The sequence below is a fragment of the Pediococcus damnosus genome, from assembly GCF_001437255.1.
GTDB lineage: Bacteria > Bacillota > Bacilli > Lactobacillales > Lactobacillaceae > Pediococcus > Pediococcus damnosus.
On the sequence record NZ_JQBD01000124.1, the window covers coordinates 1 to 3,764 of the forward strand.

Annotated in this window: 3 protein-coding genes; all 3 read right to left on the reverse strand. The window is 36.2% G+C overall.

Going from position 1 to position 3,764, the window contains the following annotated elements:
• Positions 1 to 314 precede the first annotated feature (314 nt).
• From IV84_RS09920 to IV84_RS09930, 3 genes are read right to left on the reverse strand one after another with little or no spacing between them, the layout of a single operon-like run.
• Entirely contained in the window at positions 315 to 1,346 is a 1,032-nt protein-coding gene (locus IV84_RS09920) for a lysylphosphatidylglycerol synthase transmembrane domain-containing protein (RefSeq protein WP_046871840.1), read from the reverse strand.
• 4 nt (positions 1,347 to 1,350) lie between these two features.
• Positions 1,351 to 2,358, reverse strand: coding sequence for a glycosyltransferase family 4 protein (locus IV84_RS09925; RefSeq protein ID WP_100078153.1), 1,008 nt, complete (start codon positions 2,356 to 2,358; stop codon positions 1,351 to 1,353).
• A 30-nt stretch (positions 2,359 to 2,388) separates the two neighbouring features.
• Complete coding sequence (locus IV84_RS09930) at positions 2,389 to 3,564, reverse strand: glycosyltransferase family 4 protein (RefSeq protein WP_046871842.1); 1,176 nt, start codon at positions 3,562 to 3,564, stop codon at positions 2,389 to 2,391.
• Positions 3,565 to 3,764: the final 200 nt, after the last annotated feature.

Below are 3,764 nucleotides of genomic sequence, written 5' to 3' on the forward strand. Positions count from 1 at the left end.
GGTCTACTATGTCGCGATTGGAAGCGTTAAACGCCTCAACGCAACTATTTAACTTTATCATCAGTTTTCTCAAAAGTCAACAACCAAATTCAACTTTTTTATAAAACGTTTGAATGTCGTTTTCAAATCTTTCCCTCAAAAAACGACCTTTAATAGCATATCAGGATTTCTGTTTCTGGTCAAGCCCAAACCTTTAAATTTTATTGAACTGATTCGTTCAACCGCCGTCACATAACGTATCCATCAAAAAAACTTTTTTTAATAAAGAAAAAAGCAACAACTCATTAGAGTCATTGCTTTCAAATTTGCTTAGCTTAATTGTTTTGTTCAATTTTCCGCTTTAGTTTATCCGGTTTTGCAACCAGTGCAAACATACCTGCAAATATTCCAAAGTAATATGTTAATAGCCGCCAGAGCAGCATTGCCAATACCAACTTACTGTTACTGTGGATAAAACTAGAAAACAGAACATCAAAACTATATTCAGCACCACCTGATCCTCCTGGAATCGGGAATATTGAAATCACCATCACAATCAAAATATGTAGTGACGTAACCATCACAACATTGATTCCGGAATATCCTAGAGAAAGCATAATATAGTATGGAACAAGATAATAAAATAGCAATTGGAAAAATGTCATAACGAATACTTTAGCTAACAACTTCCACTGTGTCTTTATTCGAACACTCTCTTTATAAAAAGTATCAACTTTCTCATCAATTGTTACTTGCCATCGTTCAAAACGCTCTTTTTTTACAAACCAACCTATAGGAATCATGATCCAACTAATAAGCTTTTTTGTAAATCCATGCCAATACATAACCAATAATAGGCCAATAATAACCGTAAGATGAATTAAGAATCCAAATACAACGAATAGCGATAAATAACTCATTTTTTCTGCAAGAAAATGGAATCCAATTAATAAACTAACCATAAAGTTAATTACAATCATCGCTTGAAAAACGACAAACTTCATCAAAAGAACCGAGCTTGCTCTTCCTGCCTCGACACCGCTTTGCATCAAAGCGATTAATTGAGCGGGCTGTCCACCCGAAGAAAATGGCGTTATCCCATTAAAAAGTTGTTCGATTAGAGGAATCCTAATGGCATCCCTAAAAGAGAATCGGTCTCCATTACTAGTTACAAACATCTTCGTAATGAGGGCTTCAATCCCAAAATATAGTAGCATGCAGATCACTGCAACAACTAACCATTGCCAATGAATATGAACAATATCATGCATTAAATTATGCATATTCACATTACGTAACGAGAACGCAAAAATTGCAATTCCCAAAGCAAGCATAATAGCAAGAGCAATTTTATTTCGTTTTGACATTGTCCTAGCCCTCTCTTACCTGACTCAAATAAAATCCGTGCCAAATGTTGGCTAAATGATCTTCTGAATACTGTTCGGAAGCCTGATTAGATTTTGCATGTAATTTCTGTAATGCCTCTGGATGAGTTGTAAGATAACTAATCTGTGTTTGCATATCCTCAACATTTTTTGCCGATACATAGTATCCGTCAATAATCGCTTTATAAAGATCAAGATCTCTCAATAAAACAGGAGTCCCACAACTAAAGGCCTCCAGCACTGACATTGGAAACAGCTCATTGTATGAAGGTAATAGAAATAAATCGGCCACATTATAGTAATTAACTAACGCAGCACGATCAATGATTCCGGTAAATTTCAGGTTTGCAGGTGGATTATCAACTACTTTTTTAAGCTCCGCATAACCATCTGTCATTCGCCCAAATGAAAATCCACCTGCCCAAATAAACTGAATTTGAGGATTTTGCTTAGCAAGTTCAATAAAATCCTTAACACCTTTACGTTCTTGAACTTGGCCAATGCCTAAAATGACGAACTTGTCCTCATCAATTTTCATTTGCTGACGTAAAAATTGCTTTTTGTCTGCATCCATTTCATAAAATTCGCTCTTATGCACAAAATTAGGAATATAGCTAATCTTCTCTTCAGGAATTCCGTAAGCCGTTAATTTAGGAATAAAAGTCGGATTGACCACCACTATATGGTCCATCCGCTTATAAAACGCAATAATATATTTATAAAAAATTCCCCGAAATGGTTGTGGAATTTTTAAACTACCATCAATCGTTTCCGGAAGAAAATGTACATAGCCAATTTTTCTTCCCCTGCCCGGCATGAAAGTCGATAAATAGAATTGCGGATCAATCGTATGATAATGGCTAATTTCTGAACGACTGTACTTATTAATTCGCACTTGAAAGTCATTTGGAAAATGAGTTTTTAGTAATGAAATTAATTCTTCATAGGCACTGCCAACCCCTTGGCCTTTGACTTTTGTTGCTGAAGAAAACATATTAATTCGAATTTGCAAATTTATTCCTCCTTAGTCCGAGAAATTTGAAGACTCTTCCCGATCTGCATACAGCACTAATGCATCTTTATAAAACTCAACAACCCGTTTACCAAACTGATCTGCAGAAATATCGTATAATTTTCTTTCCCGCGGCTCTGGGTCTTCAAAGCTTGCTGGATGATTCAAATAATTTTCAGCAAAATGAACAAATTGTTTTTCTGTTTCAAATGTGACTCCAAGCGACGGATCGTCTAATAAACTGTCTGTATATGGACTAGACTTTACCACCACTTTTAAGCCTGCAGCTATTGCTTCAATATAAGTCAATCCCTGCGACTCAGAGTCGGACGCGGAAACAAATAAATCTGCCATCTGATAAAAACGATAAACAACGTCATTATCAATCTCACCCGTAAACTGAATATGATCTGCAACACCAGTTTCTTGTGCTTGTTGTTCAAGCTTCTCACGTGCTGGTCCATCCCCTACAATTAAAAGCAAGCTGTTTGGAACAGCTTTTAAAATTTTAGGGAAATTTTTTATAACTTCTTGAATGTTTTTTTCATATGCTAAACGACTTAAAGAAAGAATAATTTTCTTATCTTCCGAAAATCCGTATTTTTTTCTCCAGTCAATGTCTTCATGTTGTGCATAGTGGTTCACGTTCACTCCGGTAGGAATTACGCGGATTGGTGCTTTCACACCATACCCATTAAGAGATTTTATCACTCGTTCACTTGGTGCAATCACGCCCATTAGATGGTAACAGAATGCACGCATGGCCATTTTAACGTGATACGGTCGCAGTAAATGCCCATTTGCCACATAATGCAAATAGTCCTCATACATTGTATGGTAAGTGTGGACACATGGAATATCTAAGCTTTTAGCGACAGCCTTCCCAATCCACCCCAAAGAAAACTCAGTTTGAGTATGAACAATGTCTAAATTTAACTCTTTGGCGATTTGAGAAGCCTTAAGTAACCCACTTACAGCTATTCTACGGTCAGTAAACGAAATAAAAGGAACACTCGCAAATCGAAAAATGTTTCTTTCATACACCTTTTTATTAGCCTTAGGATCTGTTGTCGTGAAAATGTATACCTGATGACCTTGTTTTTCTAGTTGCTCACGTAATGTTTTAATAGAAGTAGCTACTCCGCTTACCTGCGGGTAATATGTATCCGTAAAAATTCCGATATTCACAAGTATCCTCCTTAAAAACGCAAACTTATTTAAGTTTAATTATATTGGTTTCATACGTGTTATGCAAATAACACTAGTATATAATCCCGTTAGCTATTCAAAGGCCACTCTCCGACATTTATGTTTCAATCCTCGCGTGCCCATCAAACGCTTCCAGTATACCAAAAAATCTGGTTCTACAATATCTGTTGTTGGTAATA